Consider the following 18,913-nt stretch of genomic DNA (forward strand, 5'->3'; position numbering starts at 1 on the left):
CGGACGGGTCAAAACCCCGCATTCCCCGCCCGGAGGCGCGTCAGAGGACGTCGACCTCGAGGTAGGTCGTGCCGCGCGCGGCGTCGAGGGTGCCGCCCCACGCCGCGGGCAGCAGCACGACCCCGCCCGGCCCGAGCGGTGCCGGCAGCAGCCCGTGGCCCAGGGCGCCGGTGACGACGACGACGACCCGCGGGTGCAGCCGCTGCGGCTGGTGCACGCGACCGCCGAGGGGGGCGGTGTGCCGCGCGATGCGGTAGGCGTCGGTGTCCACCAGCAGCCCGTCACCGGCCGGCGCCGCGGCGGGCGGGTCGAGGTTGAGGTCCCACGCGGCGCGCAGGCACGTCATGGCCTCGTGCACGTGGGTCTCGCGCGGGGCGCGTCCCAGCTCCTCGGTCCAGTCGTACAGCCGGTACGTCGTGTCGCTCGGGGTCTGCGGCTCGGCGACGACCACGCCCCCGCCGAGGGCGTGCACGAGGCCGGCCGGCACGTGGTGGACGGCGCCGACCCGTGCGGGGACGCGGCGCAGCAGCGGCGGCAGGGCCGGGGTCCCGAGCGCGGCCTCGACCTGCTCCGGCGTGGTCCCGGGCACGAGGCCGAGCATGAGCTCCGCGCCCGGGTCCGCGGCCACGACGACCCACGACTCCGTCTTGAGCCGGGCGCCCGGCAGGTCGGCGAGGACGGACGGCGTCGGGTGCACCTGCACCGACAGCGGCTCGCGGGCGTCGAGGTGCTTGAACAGCAGCGGGAACCGGTCGTCCTCGGTCGCGCGGGTGCGGCCCAGGACCGCCTCACGGTGCTCCCGGACGAGCTCGGTGAGCGTGAGGTCCTCGTAGGGCCCGTGCGCGACGCGGCTGACCGGCGACGGCTGCGACGTCGCGGACCCGTCGAGGTCGACGACGTCCCACGACTCGCCCACGGCCGCGTCCGGCGGCAGGTCACGACCGAGGTCACCGAGCCGCCGGCCGCCCCACGGCTTCTCGACGAGCACGGGGGTCAGCAGCAGGGGTGCGAGGTGCTCCACGGGGCCAGCCTGTCAGCCGGCGGGCCGGCTCAGCGCCACACGGTGCGACGGCCGCGCTGCGCCGGTGGCCGGCTGGTGGCCCACACCCGGCGCCAGCGGGCGACGTCGGGCCCGCTCGTGGGCGCGGAGCCGCCGGTGGCCGCCCGTCGCCTGGCGTCGAACCACGACGCGGAGTCCTCGTCGACGAGCGCGGCCATCGCCGCCTCGATCCGCTTCGCGAGCTCGCGCGGTCCCTCGCCCTCGCGCGGCAGCAGCGGCTCGCCGTAGCGGATGCTCACGGGCGGGCGGCCCGGGCTCGGCCAGCCCTGCTCGTGCGGCATGGCGTTGAACGTGCCGCGCAGCGCGAGCGGCACGACGGGCACCTGCGCGCTGGAGGCCATGAAGGCCGCGCCGAGCTTGAACGGCTGCGTCCACCCGTCGCGGGAGCGGGTGCCCTCGGGGTACACGACGACCGACCAGCCGTCGCGCAGCAGGTAGCCCGGCGTGTTCGACAGCGAGCCACCGCGGCGCTCGATCGGGAACGTGTTGAACAGCAGGGCGGAGCCGGCCGCGCGCCACCACGTGTCGAAGAAGTAGTCGGCGGCCGCGGCGACCGCGGTGCGCCGGCGCCAGCGCGGGGGCAGCGTGTTGAGGATGAGGGGCGTGTCGACGTGGCTGGAGTGGTTCGCCACGAACACGACCGGCCCCTCGACGCGGTCGAGCACGTCGAGGCCGTGGGCACGGACGCTCACCTGCGAGCGGAGCAGGCCGTTCATGCCGACGCCGAGCGCGACCTCGCGGACCGCGCGCGCGAGCGGCCCGCGCGCCCAGCGTGTCGGGAACACGCGTGTGGAGCGCGCGGGCACGTACGGCTCGGCCGAGCGCGGCACGAGGGCCCGGCGGCCGACGCCCCAGCGCCAGCCGCGCGCGACGGTGCGGACGTCGTGGTAGCCGTCGCGAACGAAGCGCCACGGCGTCATGGCCGGACGGCTCACGCCGACGCGCCCGAGGCGCCGCCCGCCGTGCCACCCACCGTGGAGCCCACCGTGCCGCCCGCCGCCGCGAGGTCGGGGACGCTCACGTCGGCGACGAGGTGCGGCGGGTTGTGCAGGTACGTGATCGACGGGTCGGGCCCGACCGTGTCGGACACCATCTCGAGGGCGTCCTGCAGCGTGGAGGCGGCGCGGAAGCCCATGCGCGCGCACGCCTTCCGGTCGCCGCCGACCCACACGACGTTGCGGCCGCCGCCGAGGTGGTCGAGCGCGTGGGCGATCCAGTACCACATGTAGAACGGGTGGACGCCGTGGTAGGCGTGGCTCGTCCGGTACAGGTGCACGTACCAGGGGTCGGTGGCGTACCGCTCCTCGAACTGCTTCTCGATGACGGCCGGCTCCGTGGAGGTCGAGAGGACCTCCTCGAAGAAGTCGACGTAGCTCGGGTGGTGCAGCTGGTGGAACTCCGGCTCGACCGGGTGGTAGAGGATCACCGCTCCGCCGGGACGGACCACGGGCGCGCCCCGGTAGGAGTTGAAGTAGTAGCCGAGCCCCATGCACGCGGCGAGGACCGGGTTCATCACGGAGTCGACGTTGTAGGGCCCGACGAACGGCACCCCGAGGACCATGACGTCGCTCTGCCCCTGCACCGGGACGAGCTGCTGGCGGTGCACGGCGGCGATCGTCGCCTCGTGGACGGCCTCGACCTCGCCCGCGCGCACGCCCGTGAGGCCGTACTCGGAGCGGATGCCGTGGAACGCGCGGTGGCGCAGCCGCTTCGGCGCGACGGCGAGCCCGCGCCGGACCCCGACGAAGCGGGCCTGGTCGGCGATGTTCCACTCCCACTCGCGCTTCTGCAGGAACGAGTACGCGTCGGGGAAGATCGTGTTGTTGAGAGTCGTCTCGATCTGGAACACCTTGACGTGCTCCGCGACGACCGTGCCCATGCGCCACGCGCTCGAGTGCAGGGCCGACTTCTTGTGGTCCATGAACGAGCGGCTCTGGACCATGGTGTGGCTGTTGTGGTGGTGCCGCAGGCTCGAGTACGGCGCGAGCCCGATGGCGACGGACTTGTGCCCGCCGTCCATCGCCACGAGGTTGACGTTGACGTAGACGAGCAGGTCGGACTCCGCCGACCGCTTGTGGAGGTCGACGGACTCCCCGTGCCGGGTCTCCCCGAGGTGGGTGATGTTGTCCTTGTCCTCGGCGTCGAAGTTGTACAGCGCCCCCTGCGGGAAGAAGCTGCGGAACACCCGCTCGCCCACGATGTGCTTGAGCTCGTCGGCGGTCAGCCGGCGGTGCAGGGCGTTGGCGCTCACCAGCTCGACGTCGTCGACACCGGCCTGCGCGGCGAGCTCGAGGACGGCCTCGATGATCCGCTGGCGGATGTCGGGGGAGCGCATCGGCGGCAGCGGGATGGAGATGTCGTCGAAGGCGATCGTCAGCCGCATGCCCGCCCGGAGCAGGGCCGGCAGCGGCTCGCTCTCGAGGGGGTGGTGCAGGGCCTCCTGGATGGCGGCGTCGACGTCCGGGACCGCGGGCAGGCTCTCCGGCGGGTACACGACGCGCGTACCGCGCGGGAAGCGCTCGAGCCGGAACCCCTCGCCCTCGTGGACCACGAGCGGCGGGGTCCGGTCGTCGACCTCGAGCACGAATCCGGGACGGGTCATGCGGGGTATCCAACCATCGTCCACAGATGTGCCGGCACGCCCCGGGGGCCTGGGCCGTGCACGCACGATGGGGCGCGTGGAGACCGGGCCCTACGACGACCCAGACGACCGGGACGGCGACCCGGACGACGCGCGGGACGACGACTGGGGCCCGGACGTCGCCGCGCTGCACCGGCTCCGCCAGCGTGCCGACCGCCTCCTGTCGCGGGTGCCCCGGGCGACGCTCAGCCACTGGACCGCCGCCGCGCTGCACGGGCTGCCGGTGCCGCTCCGGTCGCTCGACGTCGTCCACGTGACGGTCACGCACGGCAGCAACGCGCCGGCACGACGCGGCGTCGTCGCGCACCGCTCCCGGCTGGTGGAGCGGAGCGACCTCCGTGCCGCCGCCCCCGGACCGGCCGGCCTCATCGCCCCACCCGTCGTCCTGCCCGTCGCCCTGCCCGTCACCCCGGTCGCGCGCACCTGGCTCGACCTCGCGGGGGACGGCGCGACCCCTGTGGAGCTGCTCGTCGTGGCGGACGCGGCGTGGCGGGCGGGCCTCGTGGAGCCGGAGCACCTGTCCGACGGGCTCGCCCACCGGCGACGGGGCCGCGGGGCGGTGGCGGCCCGCTGGGCGCTGGAGCGCGTCGACCGCCGCTCGTGGGGCGTCGACGAGAGCCGCCTGCGCGCCGTCCTGCTGAGGGCCGGGCTGCGGCCGACCGCCGTCGGCTACGAGGTGGAGCACGACGACGGCACCGTCCTCGCCCGGTTCGGCCTGGCGTGGCCCGCGTGGCGCGTCGGGGTGCGGCTCGTGCGGTTCCCGCTCGTGCGGCAGTGGGCGCACCAGGTGCTGCACGACAACGTGCTCCGCTTCGGCGGCCTCGCCGGCTGGCAGATCGTCGACGTCCCCGACGTCGTGCTCAACCGGCGCGGCGACATCGTCCGCAGCGTCGGCGCGGCGGTCCGGCGTGGGCGGGCGCTCACGGCGCTGGAGCAGGGGGAGGGGGTCCGGGCGCTCTGGACGCGGGCTGGCTGAGCGGGTGCGACACGCCGGTCGGGGCCGCGGGGAGCCAGCACTCGTCGCGACCGGACGAGAGCTGGCTCCTGGGCGGTCTCGTCGGCGTGTCGACGGGCGGGACCCAGCCCGCGTCATGAGCGCGCGCACCCCCCTCCCGGTTCCTCCGGGCGCGGGGGCGCGGTCGCCGACGGTGCGGCCGGTCCGTGGGCGCGGTCGCCGACCGTGCGGAGGGAGGGGGCGGGAGGGAGGGGACGGGAGGCAGGGGGAAGCGAGGGCGCACGACGGTGGGCGGACTGCGGACAGACTGAGGACGTGGACGGCATCGTGCTCGCGGGCGGCGCGTCGCGCCGGATGGGCGGCGCCGACAAGACAGCGCTCCGGGTCGGGGGTCGCGCCCTGCTCGACCGGGCCGTCGCCGCACTGGCCGCGGGTGGCGCCGACCGCGTGGTGGTGGTCGGGCCGCGACCGCCCGCCACGGCACCGCCGGGGGTCGAGGTCGTGCTCACGAGGGAGGACCCGGCCGGCAGCGGCCCGGTGGCCGGGCTGGCCGCGGGCCTGGCGCTCACGACCGCCCCCGAGGTCGTCGTGCTGGCCGCGGACCTGCCGCGGGTCGACGGGGCGGCGGTGCGCGCGCTGCACGCCCAGCTCGTGGCCGCAGCGGCCGACGCCGAGGCGGTGGGCCGCCCTGCCGGACCGGCGCGCGCGTGGGACGCCGTGGTCCCGGTCGACGGCGACGGGCGGGCGCAGTGGCTGCTCGCCGCCTACCGCGCGGGTGCGCTGCGCGCGGCTGTGGCCGCGGCGCTCCGCGAGCGGCCCGTCGTGCGCGGGGCGCGCGGGGCGGCGCCGCGGGGCCCGGGCCTGAAGGCCGTGGCGGCCCGGCTGACGTGGACGGCCGCGACGGGCGCCGCGCTGTCGGGCAGGCTGGCGGACGTGGACACCCCCGAACAGCTGAGCCGCGCGCACCTCGACGCCTGGACGGTCGGCCTCGCCGCGCGGTGGGGCCTGGAGCCCCAGCTCACCGACCTGCTCGACGACCCGGAGCGGCTCGTGGCCGAGGTGCTCGACGTCGCCAAGGACGCCGCGCACACCGTCGCGCGGCCGGCGGCGCCGCTCACGACGTTCCTGCTCGGGGTCGCGCTCGCGGCCCGCGGCGCCGGGAGCGACGCGCCCCGTTCCGGCGACCTCGCGGCGCTGCGCGCGGAGCTGGAGGAGGCCCTCGGCGAGCACCGCGACGCCCGGGGTGACGCCGACCCCGGTCGGTGACCGGTCCCGTCGGGCTCGACGACGCGCGCGAGGCGGCGCGGGCGCTCGGCACGGCCCGTGTGCCGCGGCACGTGCCCGTCGCGCTCGAGCGGGCCCACGGGCGCGTGCTCGCCGTCGAGGTGCGGGCCGCCGGGGCCGTCCCGCCCGTCGACGTGGCCGCGGTCGACGGCTGGGCCGTAGCGGGTGCCGGCCCGTGGCGGGTGCTCGGGGCGGCCGAGGTCGTCGGCGACGTGCTCCCGCCGGGAGCCGCGACCGTCGTCGTGACGGGCGCCCCCCTGCCGCGCGGTGCGGACCGGGTCGTCCGCGACGTCGACGGCTCGGTGTCGCGCGAGGCGAGCGACGTCCCCGTGCTCACGCTCGGGCGCTCGACGGGGCGCGACCACGTCCGGCCGCGTGGTCAGGAGATGGCGGCCGGCGAGGTCGTGCTGCCGCGCGGCACGGTGCTGCGCCCGCTGGCGCTGGGGCTCGCCGCGGCCGCCGGCGTCGACGCCGTCCACGTCGTCGTGCCGCCGAGGACGGCGCTGCTCGTCACCGGTGAGGGCCTGGTCGGGACCGGTCCGTCGCGCCCGGCGCGCACCCGCGACTCGCTCACGCACGTTCTGCCGGACCTCCTGGTCGCGCTCGGCGCCGACCTCGGGCACGACCTCGCGCGCACGAGCCGCCTCGGCGACGACCCGGACGCGCTCGCGGACGTCCTGTCGGGTCCGTACCGCTCGACCGTCGACGTCGTCGTCGTGTCCGGCGGCACGGGCCGCGGCCGCGGGGACCACCTGCGGCGCGTGCTCGGGCAGGTCGGGGCGCACGTGGTCGTCGACGGGCTCGACGTGCGGCCCGGTGGCAGCGCGCTGCTCGCGGCCGTGCCGGACGGTCCCGTCGTGGTGGGCCTGCCGGGGGAGCCCGCGGGGGCCGTCCTCGCGACGGTGCTGCTCGCCGGACCGCTGCTGGCCGGCTGGCTCGGAGCGCCCGTGGCCGACCTCTCGCCCGTGCGCCTCGCGGGCGAGGTCCCGGCCGGCCCGTGGCCGTGCGCGCTGCCCGCCGCGCTCGACCTCGCGACGGGAGCGGCGCGACCCCTCGCGCACGCGAGGGCCGGCATGCTGCGGGGGCTCGCCGCGTGCGACGGCCTCGTCGTCGTCGGCGCAGGCGGGGCCGCGCGGTGGCTGCCGCTGCCGGTGTGAGGGCCCCGGCCGACCCCCGGGCTCAGCGCTGGCGCGGGTCGAAGGCCACCTTGACCGTGCCGAGGCGACCGGCGCTCGAGGCGTGGTCCAGCGCCTCGCGCCAGCGGTGCAGCGGGTAGACGGCGCCGAGCACGTCGCCCTCGCCACCGACCCCGTCCCCGAGCGGAGCGGTGGCCGCGAGGCGCAGCGCGGTGGGGAAGGCGTCCCCGGCGGAGGCGTACGTGCCGACGACCTCGAGCTCGCGGAACCACGCGGGGCTGAGGTCGGCGCCGCGCCCCGGCATGCCCGACACGACGACCCGGCCGCCCGCCCGGGTGGCCCGCAGCGCGAGGTCGAGCGACGCGGCGGAGCCCACGGCGTCCACGGCCACGTCCACGCCACCGAGGAGGAACTCCTGGTCCTGGCGCGCCGCCAGGCCCGGCAGGGACGTGCGGACCGTCAGCGCCTGCGTGAGCCGCCGGACGCCGCGCAGCGCCTCGCCGGGCTCGACGACGTCGGTCGCACCGAGGCGTCGGGCCAGGGCGGCCTGCGCACCGTGCTTCGCGACCACGACGATGCGCCCCGCCGGGGTCAGCTCGCGCAGCGCGAGCGTCGCGAAGAGCCCGACGGCCCCCGCACCGGAGACGAGGACCGTCTGGCCCTCGCGCACCGCGGCACGCTCGGCGAGGCGCACCGCGCACGCGAGCGGCTCGACGAGCACCGCCCGCTCGTCGGGCAGGTCGTCCGGGACGGCGTGCAGCTGCGAGCGGTGCGCGACGAGGCGCTCGCCCCAGCCGCCGCCCGTGGAGCGGCAGTAGCCGGTCTGCAGCCCGGGCTTCAGGTGCCCGACCGTCACGCGGTCGCAGCGGTTGGTGTGCCCGGCCGCGCACTGCTCGCACGGCTCGAGCCCGCGGGCGGCGCACGCGAGCACGGGGTCGACGACCACGCGCGTGCCGGCGGGCAGGTCCTCGCAGTCCTCGGTGAGGGTGCCGACGAGCTCGTGGCCCGGCACGCACGGCATCGACGACACCGCCGCGAAGTACAGCGAGGTGGAGCCCGTCACGGCGCCGAGGTCGGACCCGCAGATGCCGCTGAGGTGCACCTTCACCTGGGCCCAGCCGTCGTGGCGCACCTCCGGCTCGCTGGTCGTCACGAGCCGCACCGGGGCCATCGGGCCGATGAGGAGCCCCGGGACGCTGCCGACCGCGCTCACGGCCCGGGCCGCGGCGTAGCGGGGGACCGAGCGGAACAGCTCCAGCGCCAGCATCACGGCGCCATCCAACCAGCCCTGCCGCTCAGCCCGTCACGAGCACCTGGCGGGCCAGCCGGCGTGCCTCCGCCTCGAACACCGCCTCCCGGCCGTCCGGCTCCACGACGTTGTGCAGCTGGCCGAAGAGCTCGAACGACACGAGACCGAACACGGCCGTCCACGCCAGCAGGCCTCGCAGCGCGAGGTCCGCGGGCACCTGCTCGCCGAGGAAGGCGCGCATAGGGGCGACGGCGGCGACCGCGTCCGCCGGGGGCTCGGTGCCGGCTCCCGCGGCGGGACCGCCGGCGGCGTCGGCGCCGTCGTCGCCGCCGGCGATGTCGCGCAGCAGCCCCGCGAGCAGGGCGGCCACACGGGTCGCCGGCCCGATGGTGTCCTGCGGCGCGCGGTAGCCCGGGACCGGCGAGCCGTAGACGAGCGCGTACTGGTGCGGGTGCGCGAGCGCCCAGCCGCGCACCGTCGTCGCGACCGCCAGCCACCGCCCCTCCAGGTCGTCGCGGTCGACGCGGGCCTCGGCCCGCTCGGCGGCCTCCCCGAGCGAGTCGTAGGCCTCGATGATGAGCGCGGTCAGCAGCGCGTCCCGGTTCTCGAAGTAGCGGTACAGCGCCGAGGACACCATGCCGACGTCGCGCGCGACCGCCCGCAGCGACAACCCCGTCGCCCCCTGCTCGACCAGGTGCGCCCGCGCGGTGTCGAGGATCGCCTGGCGCATCTCCGTGCGGGCCCGGGCCCGCACCCCCTCGGCGGTCGTCGTCGGCGGCGTCATGCGGCCCATCGAACCACACGTGCGAGCGCTGCACACGAATGTGAGCACTGCTCTTGCCTGAACGCGCATGCCAGGTGTTCACTGCTCCCTGTAGAGAGCACCGCTCACACAGGAGACCACCATGACAACCCCGGCCCCGTTCCCCTCGCCCCACCTCTCCCCGCGCCCCGCGGGCGCCCGGCACGTCGTCGTCGGCGCCGGCACCGTCGGCACGGCTGTCGCCCGCCTGCTCGCCGGCCGCGGCGACCGCGTCACCGTCGTCACCCGCTCCGGCACCGGCCCGGAGCACCCCGCCGTCGAGCGCGTCGCCCTCGACGCGGGCGACGCCGCCGCCCTCGCCGACGTCGTCGCCGGGAGCGGGCACCCCGACGACCGCGCCGTCGCCGTCCACAACTGCGTGAACCCCGCGTACCACCGCTGGAGCACCGACTGGCCGCCCGTCGCGGCGTCGCTGCTCGGGGCGGCCGAGGCCGTCGGCGCCGTCCTCGCGACGGTCAGCAACCTCTACCCCTACGGCCCGGTCGACGTGCCGATGACCCCGGACCTGCCCGTCGGGGCGACCGACAGCAAGGGCCTCGTCCGGGCGCGGATGTGGGCCGGGGCGAAGGCGGCGCACGACGCCGGCCGGGTCCGCGTCGTCGAGGTCCGCGCGAGCGACTACCTCGACGCCCACGACCAGTCCGCGGTGCACCGGCTGCTGCCGGACCTGCTGCGCGGCCGGACGCTGCGGGTGATCGGCGATCCCGACCAGCCGCACTCCTGGACGACCACCGGCGACACCGCGCGCACCCTCGTCGCCGTCGCCGACGACCCGGGCACGCACGGGAGGGTCTGGCACGTGCCGAGCAACCCGCCGCGCACGCAGCGCGAGGTGCTCGCCGACCTCGCCGCCGCGGCCGGCGTCCCCCTGCCGCGCGTCGTCGGGACCGGCCCGACGGCCCTGCGCGTCGCCGGCTGGTTCTCGCCGGTGCTGCGGGAGCTGCGCGGCACGCTCTACCAGTTCACGGCCCCGTTCGTCCTCGACGACCGGGCCACCCGCGACGCGCTCGGCCTGACGCCCGAGCCCTCGGACGCGGCCGTCGCCCGCATGGTCGCCGCGGCGCGCGTCCCGGCCACGAGCACGGACGAGGTGGCGGCGTGAGCGGCCCGGTCACCCGGCACCTGCCCGCCGCCCGGCGCCTGCCCGTCACCGGCGGTCTCCTCGCCGCCTCGGGCGTGCTGTCGCTGGTCGGCTACGCGATCCTCGGCACGCAGTTCGGCTGGCCCGCGGTGCTCGACGAGCCCGGCACGAGCGCCCTCGACGCCTTCGTCGAGGCCGAGCAGTGGGTCCGCGCCGGCTTCTACGTGTTCCTCCTCTCGAGCCTCGTCCTCATCCCCGCCGCGGTCGGTGTCCAGGACGGCCTGACCCGCGGCCAGACGGCGGCCCGTGCCATCACGGCCTTCGGCGTGCTCGGTGCCTTCGCCCAGATGCTCGGCTGGGTCCGCTGGCCCATCACCGTCCCGGGTCTGGCCGACCGGTGGACCGACCCCGCGGCCGGCGAGGCCGACCTGGCGGCCACCGCGGCGGTGTACGACCTCGTCAACGGCTACGCCGGCGGCGCCCTGGGCGAGCACCTGGGCTGGCTGCTGCAGGGCATCTGGGCCGTCGGGGTGTCGCTGTTCGTGCTGCGCGCCCGCGGCCTGCCGCGGTGGTTCGCCGTCGTCGGTGTCGCGCTGTCGGTCGCCTGGGCGGTCCTCGTCCCGGTCGCGACCGCGTTCGGTCAGCCCACGCTCGAGTTCTGGAGCCTCAACGTCTACACGGCCTGGTACCTGTGGCTGCTCGCGCTCGGGGTGCTGCTCGCGCTGCGCCGCGTCGGGCCACCGGCGGAGGCTCCTAGTACGACGCGCTCGGGTCGTAGGCCAGCCGGTACCCCCGCTTGACCACGGTCTGGACCATGCGCGAGTCCCCGAGGGAGCCCCGGAGCCGCGCCACCGCCATCTCGACCGCGTGCTCGTCGCCGCACCCGGGCAGCGCCTCGGCGAGCTGGGCGCGCGACAGCACGTGGCCCGGGCGCTGGCACAGCGCACGCAGCACGGCGAGCTGGGTGGGGCGGACGTCGCGCCAGCGGCCGTCGAGCCGCACCCCGGTGCCGAGCACGACGAGCCTGTGCCCGCCGACGAACAGCGGGTGGCTGTCCCGCTCCGGGAGGGCCTCGCCGAGGTGGCGGACCATCGCGCCGAGGCGGGAGCGGGGCGGCTGCACGGTGGGGACGTCGCGGTCCACGAGAGGCCCGGCGGTGACGGGCCCGACGCAGCACGCGAGCACGGACCGGCTCCGCAGGCGCGCCAGCACACGGTCGCCGACGTCGAGGGCGGTGGCCCGTTCGAGCGTCGCGAGGACGGCGGGGGCGGAGGTGAAGGTGATGGCGTCCACGTTGCCGGCCGCAGCGGCCTGGACGAGGGCGTCCAGCCCCGCTACGTCCTCCGGCAGCGTCCAGCGGTACACCGGCACCTCGACGACCTGCGCCCCGGCGGCGCGGAGCGCCTGCGTGAGGAAGGGCAGCGGCTCGCCGTGCAGCTGAACGGCCACCCGGGCCCGGGTGAGGTCCTCCTGCAGCAGCCGCTCGAGGACCTCCCCGGAGGACTCCGAGACGGCCGACCACTCCTCGCGCAGGTCGTTGGCACGGATCGCGCCGGTCGACTTGGGTCCGCGCGCGAGGATGCGCGCCCGCGACAGCGTCTCGCGCAGCCGGTCCCCGAGGCCCCAGCCGTCGGCCGCCTCGGTCCAGCCCCGGAAGCCGATCCCCGTCGTGACGACGACGTGGGTCGGTGCGTCCGCGACGAGCGCCTGCGTGGCCTGCAGCAGGTCGCGGTCGTCGGCCAGCGGGACCAGGCGGATCGCGGTGCCGGTCATGGTCCGCGCGCCCTTGCGCTCCAGCAGCGTGGCGAGCTCGGCCCGACGACGGTCCGCCGTGATGCCCACCACGTAGCCCTCGAGCGGCCGGACGGCCCCGGAGCCCTCGCCACCGAACGGTGGCGGCTCGGAGTACGTCGCAGGACCTGCGTCGGCGCTCATGCGGGAAGCGCTCCCGGTCGGGTGTCGGGCGCGAGCCGCACGAGGACGCGGCCGTCGACGACACGCACCTCGTGGACGGGGATCCTCGCGTCGGCGTCCTCCTGGCACACCCCGGTCCACAGGTCGAAGTGCTGCTTGTACAGCGGAGAGGCGACGACGTCGGTCCCATCGCGCGTTCCGACGATGCCCCGCGCCAGGACGTTGGCCCCGGAGAACGGGTCGCGGTTGCCGACGGCGCGCACGGTCCCGTCGTGCAGCCGGAAGAGCGCGACCTGCACGCCGCCGACGAGGGCGGCGTCGCCGCGCTCGGGCAGCAGCCGCCTGAGCGGGCACACGTCTACCCAGCCGTCCTCCTCGGTCGCCATCGTGACGTGGTGCTCGATCGTGGTGCTCATCGGCTCATCACCTCCGGGATGCCGAGCGACACGCGTCGGGCGCCGCGCGGGGGGAGGGCGGTCCCGGCCGCGACCTCCGCCTCCGTCGCGGGACGGATCTGGCCCCGTTCCATCGTGAAGCGGATCGAGTCGTCGGTGGTTTCGGGGGCGTTAACGAACGACAGGAACCTCGACAGCCGGTCCGGGTCCGCCAGCGTCGCGGCCCACTCGTCGGCGTAGCCGTCGACGTGGCGGGCCATGTCCGCCTCCAGCTCGGCGCCGAGTCCCAGGGCGTCGTCGACGACGACGTGACGCAGGTACGCCACGCCCGACAGCCCGCTGTCGGGGTCGTCGAGGGAGTCCAGCCACGTGCTCGTGCGCTGCAGCCGGTCGGCGGTGCGGACGTAGAACATGAGGTACCGGTCGACGTAGCGGATGAGGTCCTCGGTCGAGACGTCCTTGACGAGCACGTCCCCGTGGCGCGGTCGCATGCCGCCGTTGCCGCCGACGTACAGGTTCCAGCCGGCCTCGGTGGCGATGACCCCGAAGTCCTTGCTCTGCGCCTCGGCGCACTCCCGCGCGCAGCCGGAGACCGCCGACTTGAGCTTGTGCGGGCTGCGCAGGCCGCGGTACCGCAGCTCGAGGGCGACCGCGAGGCCGGTGGAGTCCTGCACGCCGTACCGGCACCAGTCCGAGCCCACGCACGACTTCACGGTCCGGAGGCTCTTGCCGTAGGCGTGCCCGGACTCGAAGCCCGCGTCGACGAGGCGGCGCCAGATCGCGGGCAGCTCCTCCAGCCGCGCGCCGAACATGTCGATGCGCTGCCCGCCCGTGAGCTTGGTGTAGAGGCCGAAGTCGCGCGCCACCTCACCGATGACGATGAGGCCCGCGGGCGTGACCTCACCGCCGGGCATGCGCGGCACGACGGAGTACGTGCCGTTCTTCTGCATGTTCGCCATCACGTGGTCGTTGGTGTCCTGCAGGGCCGCGTTCTCGCCGTCGAGCACGTGCGCAGGCGCCAGGGTGGCGAGGACCGAGGCGACGACGGGCTTGCAGATGTCGCAGCCGCGCCCGGTGCCGACGCCCGTGACGGTCTCGGTGAACGTCGTGTAGGCGCGCGCGCGGATGACGTCGTACAGCTCGCGCCGCGTGAGGGCGAAGTGCTCGCACAGCGAACGGTCGACCTGGACGCCCAGCTTCCCGAGCTCGGCGTCGACGAGCTGCGCGAGCATCGGCACGCACGAGCCGCAGCCGGTCCCGGCCTTCGTGCAGCCCTTGACCGCGGGCACGTCGTGCGCGCCGGAGTGGACCGCGTCGCAGATGGAGCGCTTCGTCACGTCGTGGCACGAGCAGACGACGGTCGCGTCCGGCAGCCCCGCGGGTCCGGCGACCGCGGGCCCGTCACCGGCGCCCGGGAAGAGCACGGACTCCGGTGGGCCCGGCAGCGGCGCACCCGCCGAGGCGAGCGACTTCAGCAGCGGGTAGGCCTCGGCGTCGCCGACGAGCACGGCGCCGAGCACCTCGCCCGTGGACTCGCGCAGGAGGAGCTTCTTGTAGACCTTGCGCGACGGGTCGTTCCACACGAGCTCGAGGACGTCGGGGTCGTCGAGGGTGTGCCGCCCGACGCTCGCGACGTCGACCCCCGTGCACTTGAGCGCCGTCGACATGTCCGCGCCGAGGAAGGCCACCTCGGGCGCCGGGTCGCCCACGAGCGCCGCGACGAGGTGCGCGACGGCGACCTTGGCCATGGCGTAGCCCGGTGCGACCAGGCCCCAGACGGCGTCCCGCGCGAGCGCGCACTCCCCGACGGCGAACACCGCGGGGTCGGCGGTCCGGCAGTGCTCGTCGACCACGACCCCGCCGCGGGGTCCGACGACGAGGCCGCAGGCACGGGCGAGCTCGTCACGTGGGCGGATGCCGGGGGAGAACACGACGACGTCGGTGTCGATGCGTGTGCCGTCCGCGAGCTCGACCGCGGCCACGGCGCCGTCCGCGCCCGTGCGGATCCGCGTGGTGTCGGCGTCGAGGTGCACGTGCATGCCGAGGCCCTCGACGTGCCGGCGCAGCATGGAGCCGCCGCCGACGTCGAGCTGGGCGGGCATGAGGCGCGGGCCCTTCTGGAGCACGTGCACCTCGAGGCCCAGGTGCTGCAGCGCCTGCGCGGCCTCGAGCCCGAGCAGGCCGCCGCCGAGCACGACGCCCGTGCCCCTGCCGTCGGCCCACGCCTGCATGCGCTCGAGGTCGTCGATCGTGCGGTAGCCGAAGGCCCCCGGGGCGTCGTGACCGGGTACGGGCGGCACGACGCAGCTCGACCCGGTCGCGAGCACGAGCGTGTCGTAGGGCACGACGTGCCTCGCGGCGGTCGTGACCGTGCGCGCGTCACGGTCGATCGTCGTGACGGGGTCGGCGAGGCGCACGTCGACCTCGCTCGCCTCGACCCAGCCGGCCTCGACGAGGCTCATCTGCTCGGCGGTCCTGCCGTCGAAGAACGACGACATGCCGACGCGGTCGTAGGCCGCCTGCCGCTCCTCGCCGCAGACCGTGATGCTCACGCGCGCTCTCAGCCCGGCGGAGCGCAGGGCCTCGTCGAGCTCGACGGCGTACCTGTGGCCCACCATGCCGTGGCCGACGACGACCACGCGGTGCGTGCTGCCGTCCAGCGTGCCAGGGGTGTCCGGGTGCCGGGTGTCGCTCATGCCGGGCTCCTCTCGGTGTCGGGTGCTGCCTCGACGTCGTCGAGCAGGGACGCGATGAGGGCGCGGACGTCGCCCGCGCACGAACCGCACCCCGTGCTGGCCCGGGTGCACGCGGCGACGGCCGCCACGTCGTGCGCGCCGCAGCGGACCGCGTCGCGGATGCGACCGGCCGGTACCTGGTTGCAGTGGCAGACGGTCGCGTCGTCGGCGAGCTCGGCGACGGGGGCCGCGGCGGCGCTCGCGTAGCGCGGGGTGAAGAGCAGAAACCGGCGGTCGGGCGGGACGGGGCTGCCGCGGTCGAACGCCGTCGTCAGCGCGCCGACGCTCGAGGTGTCGCCGAGCAGGATGCCGCCGGCGACCCGGCCGCCGCGCAGCACGATCTTGGTGTAGACGCCGCGTGCCCAGTCGCTGAACACGAGCACCTCGGTGTCGCCGTCGGAGTCGGCGGGCGCGGCCTGCACCTCCCCCATGGCCGCGAGGTCGACGCCGCTGGCCTTGAGCCGCGTGACGACCCGGCCCGCGCGCCACCGAGCCGGGACCGCGCTGCCGTCCGGCGCGGTCAGGGTCCGGGCAAGGGTGTCCGCCTGCTCCCACGCCGGCGCGACGAGGCCGGAGACGACGTGCGTGCCGTCGGGCCGGACGACCTCGGCGCAGTCGCCGACGGCGTGCACGCGCGGGTCGTCGGGGCTGGTGAGCGTCTCGTCGACGAGGACGCCGCGGGCCGTGGCGAGCCGGGCCTCCCGGGCCAGGCGCTGGTTGGCGCGCACCCCGGCGGCGAACACGATGAGGTCGCAGTCGAGCACGTGGCCGTCGGCGAGCCGGACGCCCCGCAGCCGGCCGGTGCGCCGGTCGCTCACGAGCTGCGTGGCGCGCGTGCCGAGGTAGGTCGTGATGCCCCGCCGGGCGAGGGTGCGCCGGAGCACCTCGCCCGCGTCAGGGTCGAGCTGGCCGTTCATGAGCCACCCGGCCATCTGGACGACCTCGACGGCCACGCCGCGCTCGGTGAGCCCGCGCGCGGCCTCGAGCCCCAGCAGGCCGCCCCCGACGACGACCGCGCGTCGCGCGGTGCTCGCCGCGTCGAGCAGCCCCTCGCAGTCGGCCAGGGTCCGGAAGGCGAAGGCCTGCGGGTGCAGCCCGGGCAGCCCCTCGGGACGCTCCGGGTCGACGCGCAGCAGGCCGGGGATCGGCGGCAGGACCGGGGCGCTGCCGGTCGCCAGGACGAGGCGGTCGTAAGCCAGCGTGCTGCCGTCGGACAGGTGGACCGTCCGGGTGCTGCGGTGCACGCGCGAGACCAGCAGCCCGGTCAGCACGTCGGCGCCGGCCTCGGCGAGCGCGCCGACGGGAGCCAGGGTGAGGTCGGCGACGTCGTGGTGGCCCGCGAGCACGGCGGACAGCTGGATGCGGTTGTACGCCTCGACCGGCTCGTCGCCGACGACCGTGACGTGCCAGCGGCCTGCGGTGTCGCGGGCCAGCACCTCCTCGGCCAGGCGGGACCCGGCCATGCCGTTGCCGATCACGACGAGCCGCTCGCGGCGGCCGGGCCGTGCGGTCTGGACGGGCACGCTCACGGTGCGACCTCCTGGGAGCGGGTGAGCCGGACGGCGCACGCCTTGAACTCGGGCATGCGGCTGGTCGGGTCCAGCGCCGGGGACGTGAGCGAGTTCGCGCGCTCGGTCCCGGCGTAGTGGAAGGGCATGAAGACGGTGTCGGGCCGGATGTCGACGGACAGCCGCGCGGGCGCCGTCGCCGTGCCGTGGCGGCTGGTGAGCGTGACGAGGTCGCCGTCGCCGATGCCGTGGGCCTCGGCGAGCACGGGGTGGACCTCGACGAATGCGCGCGGGGCGGCGTCGTGCAGCGCGCGTGTCCGCCGGGTCTGCGTGCCCGACTGGTACTGGGCGAGCACCCGCCCGGTAGTGAGCAGCCACGGGAAGTCGTCGTCGACGTCCTCGACGACGTCGCGGTGGTGCACGACCTTCATGGCGGCGCGGCCGTCGGGGGTGGGGAACGCGTCGGTGAACATGCGCGGGCTCCCCCAGAACGTGCCGCCGTCACCGGCGCTCGCGTGCGTGATGTGGCCGTAGTCCGCCGCGCCGCCGCCGCTCGCCTTGCGCAGCTCGTCGAAGACGGCCTCGGCGTCGGTGACGAAGGCGTCGGCGGGGAAGTCGACGCCGGCCCCGAGCCGGTCGGCCAGGCCCGAGAGGACCTCCAGGTCGCTGCGGACCCCTGACGGGGCGGCCACCGCGGCCCGGCGCAGGACGACCCGGCCCTCGAGGTTCGTCATGGTGCCGGTCTCCTCGGCCCACATGGTCGTGGGGAGCACGGCGTCGGCGAGCGCGGCCGTCTCCGACAGGAACAGGTCGGTGACGACGAGCAGGTCGAGGCTCCTCAGCCGCTGCGTGACGAGGTCGGCGTTGGGTGCGCTCACGACGGGGTTGGAGCCGGCGACGAGCAGCGCCCGCGGCCCGCCGGGGGTGCCGAGCGCCGCCAGCTGCTCGTACGCCGACAGCCCGGCGCCGGGCAGCGAGTCGGCGTCGACGCCCCAGACGCCCGCGACGTGGGCCCGCGCGACGGGGTCGGTGATGGCCCGGTAGCCGGGCAGCTGGTCGGCCTTGAGGCCGTGCTCGCGACCGCCCTGGCCGTTGCCCTGGCCGGTGATGCAGCCGTAGCCCGAGTGCGGGCGGCCGGGCAGACCGAGCGCGAGGGCGAGGTCGATCGCGGCGATGACGGTGTCGGTGCCCTTGGCGTGCTGCTCGCTGCCGCGGCCGGTGAGGACCACGGTGCCGCGGCCGCCGGCGGCGGGCCGGTGCCGCGCGAGCAGGTTCGCCAGCCGGACGATCTCGCGCGCCGGCACGCCGCTCATCCGCTCGACGCGCTCGGGCCAGTAGCGCCGCACGGCGGCGCGGACGCCGTCCACGCCGTCCACGCGTGCGGCGAGGTAGTCGGCGTCGGCGAGGCCGTCGCGGAAGACGACGTGGAGCACGCCGAGCAGCACCGCGAGGTCGCCGCCCGGCAGCGGCTGCACGTGGACGTCGGCCAGCGCCGCGGTCGCCGTGCGGCGCGGGTCGACGACGACGAGCGTCCCCCCGGCGGCCTTGAGGGCGTTGAGGTGCGAGACGAACGGCGGCATGGTCTCGGCGACGTTCGAGCCGAGCAGGAGCACGACGCCCGCGTGCTGCAGGTCGGGCAGCGGGAACGGCAGCCCGCGGTCGACGCCGAGGGTCTGCCGGGTGGCGCCCGCGGCGCTGCTCATGCAGAAGCGGCCGTTGTAGTCGATCTGCGCGGTGCGCAGCGCGACCCGGGCGAACTTGCCGAGCGCGTAGGCCTTCTCGTTGGTCAGCCCGCCTCCGCCGAACACCGCGACGCCGTCGCGGCCGTGCGCCGCCTGCGTGGCCCGGATGCCGTCGGCGACGAGGTCGAGGGCGGTGTCCCAGTCGGTGGGGACGAACGCGCTGGTGCGGTCGCCCGGCACGGCCCGCACGAGCGGAGCCGTGAGGCGGTCGGGGTGCGCGAGCAGGTCGGCCGCGCTCCAGCCCTTGCCGCACAGGCCGCCGTTGTTCGTCGGGAACTCCCGGGGCGCGACGGTCACCTCGGGCGGGCCGGTGGGGCCCGGGACGGCCGTCACGCGCATCCCGCACTGCAGGGCGCAGTAGGGGCAGTGGGTGTCGGTCATCCCGGGCCT

General features: G+C 76.3%; 15 protein-coding genes. 5 read left to right on the forward strand and 10 right to left on the reverse strand.

What is annotated here, in order from left to right; genetic code table 11:
- Nucleotides 1–40: 40 nt before the first annotated feature.
- The 3 genes from WAA21_RS05320 to WAA21_RS05330 are packed head-to-tail and all read right to left on the reverse strand — an operon-like array spanning nt 41 to nt 3,662.
- Nucleotides 41–1,021 (reverse strand): type I phosphomannose isomerase catalytic subunit, encoded by a 981-nt coding sequence (locus tag WAA21_RS05320; RefSeq protein ID WP_336921727.1) that lies wholly within the window; start codon nt 1,019–1,021, stop codon nt 41–43.
- 29 nt (nt 1,022–1,050) lie between these two features.
- Nucleotides 1,051–1,995: a lysophospholipid acyltransferase family protein gene (locus WAA21_RS05325; protein WP_336921728.1), complete on the reverse strand. Its 945-nt coding sequence runs from the start codon at nt 1,993–1,995 to the stop codon at nt 1,051–1,053.
- On the reverse strand, nt 1,992–3,662 hold the full coding sequence (locus WAA21_RS05330) for a lactate racemase domain-containing protein (RefSeq protein WP_336921729.1): 1,671 nt from the start codon (nt 3,660–3,662) through the stop codon (nt 1,992–1,994). Before WAA21_RS05330 ends, WAA21_RS05325 begins: the two co-directional genes overlap by 4 nt.
- Nucleotides 3,663–3,738: 76 nt before the next feature.
- On the opposite strand from WAA21_RS05330, the gene WAA21_RS05335 reads away from it, so the two are divergent.
- The 3 genes from WAA21_RS05335 (at nt 3,739) to WAA21_RS05345 (ending at nt 7,097) form a co-directional block, all read left to right on the forward strand.
- On the forward strand, nt 3,739–4,677 hold the full coding sequence (locus WAA21_RS05335) for a hypothetical protein (RefSeq protein WP_336921730.1): 939 nt from the start codon (nt 3,739–3,741) through the stop codon (nt 4,675–4,677).
- 294 nt (nt 4,678–4,971) lie between these two features.
- Nucleotides 4,972–5,922 carry an NTP transferase domain-containing protein gene (locus tag WAA21_RS05340; RefSeq protein ID WP_336921731.1) on the forward strand — a complete coding sequence of 317 codons (951 nt, stop codon included), beginning with the start codon at nt 4,972–4,974 and terminating at the stop codon, nt 5,920–5,922.
- A complete protein-coding gene (locus WAA21_RS05345; protein ID WP_336921732.1) occupies nt 5,919–7,097 on the forward strand; it encodes a molybdopterin-binding protein in 1,179 nt (392 codons plus the stop codon). Before WAA21_RS05340 ends, WAA21_RS05345 begins: the two co-directional genes overlap by 4 nt.
- Nucleotides 7,098–7,119: 22 nt before the next feature.
- On the opposite strand, the gene WAA21_RS05350 is transcribed toward WAA21_RS05345, so the two are convergent.
- A complete protein-coding gene (locus tag WAA21_RS05350) occupies nt 7,120–8,343 on the reverse strand; it encodes a zinc-dependent alcohol dehydrogenase (RefSeq protein WP_336921785.1) in 1,224 nt (407 codons plus the stop codon).
- A 28-nt stretch (nt 8,344–8,371) separates the two neighbouring features.
- Nucleotides 8,372–9,109, reverse strand: coding sequence for a TetR/AcrR family transcriptional regulator (locus WAA21_RS05355; RefSeq protein ID WP_336921733.1), 738 nt, complete (start codon nt 9,107–9,109; stop codon nt 8,372–8,374).
- Nucleotides 9,110–9,230: 121 nt separating this feature from the next.
- Between WAA21_RS05355 and WAA21_RS05360 the strand changes: the two genes are divergently transcribed.
- Both WAA21_RS05360 and WAA21_RS05365 read left to right on the forward strand, forming a co-directional pair.
- Complete coding sequence (locus WAA21_RS05360; RefSeq protein ID WP_336921734.1) at nt 9,231–10,250, forward strand: NAD-dependent epimerase/dehydratase family protein; 1,020 nt, start codon at nt 9,231–9,233, stop codon at nt 10,248–10,250.
- Complete coding sequence (locus WAA21_RS05365) at nt 10,247–11,029, forward strand: DUF4386 domain-containing protein (RefSeq protein WP_336921735.1); 783 nt, start codon at nt 10,247–10,249, stop codon at nt 11,027–11,029. Before WAA21_RS05360 ends, WAA21_RS05365 begins: the two co-directional genes overlap by 4 nt.
- On the opposite strand, the gene WAA21_RS05370 is transcribed toward WAA21_RS05365, so the two are convergent.
- The 5 genes from WAA21_RS05370 to WAA21_RS05390 are packed head-to-tail and all read right to left on the reverse strand — an operon-like array spanning nt 10,983 to nt 18,904.
- Complete coding sequence (locus WAA21_RS05370) at nt 10,983–12,164, reverse strand: uroporphyrinogen-III synthase (RefSeq protein WP_336921736.1); 1,182 nt, start codon at nt 12,162–12,164, stop codon at nt 10,983–10,985. The genes WAA21_RS05365 and WAA21_RS05370 overlap by 47 nt on opposite strands.
- On the reverse strand, nt 12,161–12,559 hold the full coding sequence (nirD, locus tag WAA21_RS05375; RefSeq protein ID WP_336921737.1) for a nitrite reductase small subunit NirD: 399 nt from the start codon (nt 12,557–12,559) through the stop codon (nt 12,161–12,163). Before nirD ends, WAA21_RS05370 begins: the two co-directional genes overlap by 4 nt.
- Nucleotides 12,556–15,234 (reverse strand): nitrite reductase large subunit NirB, encoded by a 2,679-nt coding sequence (gene nirB, locus WAA21_RS05380; RefSeq protein WP_336921738.1) that lies wholly within the window; start codon nt 15,232–15,234, stop codon nt 12,556–12,558. The genes nirD and nirB overlap by 4 nt, the downstream gene beginning before the upstream one ends.
- Nucleotides 15,231–16,802 carry an FAD-dependent oxidoreductase gene (locus tag WAA21_RS05385; RefSeq protein ID WP_336921739.1) on the reverse strand — a complete coding sequence of 524 codons (1,572 nt, stop codon included), beginning with the start codon at nt 16,800–16,802 and terminating at the stop codon, nt 15,231–15,233. The genes nirB and WAA21_RS05385 overlap by 4 nt, the downstream gene beginning before the upstream one ends.
- Complete coding sequence (locus WAA21_RS05390; protein ID WP_336921740.1) at nt 16,799–18,904, reverse strand: molybdopterin oxidoreductase family protein; 2,106 nt, start codon at nt 18,902–18,904, stop codon at nt 16,799–16,801. The genes WAA21_RS05385 and WAA21_RS05390 overlap by 4 nt, the downstream gene beginning before the upstream one ends.
- Nucleotides 18,905–18,913 lie beyond the last annotated feature (9 nt).

Origin of the sequence: Aquipuribacter sp. SD81 (assembly GCF_037153975.1) — a bacterium.
Lineage (GTDB): Bacteria > Actinomycetota > Actinomycetes > Actinomycetales > JBBAYJ01 > Aquipuribacter.